This is a genomic window from Undibacterium sp. Ji42W (assembly GCF_049340405.1).
Classification (GTDB): Bacteria; Pseudomonadota; Gammaproteobacteria; order Burkholderiales; family Burkholderiaceae_D; genus Undibacterium.
This window is the reverse complement of sequence record NZ_JBMPOV010000047.1, coordinates 1-678: the sequence shown is the minus strand read 5'-3', so window position 1 is coordinate 678 and position 678 is coordinate 1. Positions and strand designations below refer to the sequence as shown.

The following is a 678-nucleotide window of genomic DNA, read 5'->3' as shown; positions in this document are numbered from 1 at the left end:
AGCATGAAGCCGCTGGCTGGCACGGATGCCCTGTTTGAAAAGCTCAAGGTAGAAGCAGTCAAGATCCCGCAACCGGAGTTGCATATCCGTGGAGATCAGAATACCCGCTATGAGTTTATTGGCAAAAGTATCCTGACGGCACAACGGGCCGGTATCGCCAAGGTCGGCTTCGTGATTGAACCACCACCACGGAATTAAGACAGTAGGGTGCGCCGTGCGCACCATGGGCAATGCTGGAACGGTGCGCATGGCGCACCCTACGGCAAAGCCCCTATAAAGAGGAGTACTTATGGGTATGCAAATGGGTTCCGGCGGTGGATCAGCTGATCCGGAAGTGATGATAGAAATGAACATGACGCCGCTGATTGACGTCATGCTGGTATTGATCATCATGTTGATTATTACCATTCCTATTCAGAATCACGCAGTGAACCTGAATATGCCGACAGGCACACCACCACCACCATTGAAAGAACCGGTCGTCGTGAATATTGACGTCGATTTTGATGGCACGGTGTCCTGGAATGGTACGGCAGTGGATCATGCGCAGCTGGAAGCGAAATTGTCTGAATCGGCAGCGATGCCAGCAGGTGACCAGCCAGAGATCCATCTGCGTCCGGTTGCCGTCGTGCCTTACAAGTCTGTGGCTGCGGTCATGGCGGCGGCACAGCGTCTTGG

Annotated in this window: 2 protein-coding genes; both read left to right on the top strand. The window is 53.7% G+C overall.

Going from position 1 to position 678, the window contains the following annotated elements; all coding sequences use genetic code 11:
- Positions 1 to 198 (top strand): ExbD/TolR family protein (locus ACO0LG_RS29530; RefSeq protein WP_423032189.1); only part of this gene is annotated, 198 nt, incomplete at its 5' end.
- A 91-nt stretch (positions 199 to 289) separates the two neighbouring features.
- Positions 290 to 678, top strand: a 389-nt coding sequence (locus tag ACO0LG_RS29525) for an ExbD/TolR family protein (protein WP_423032188.1), incomplete at its 3' end; no start/stop codon positions are given.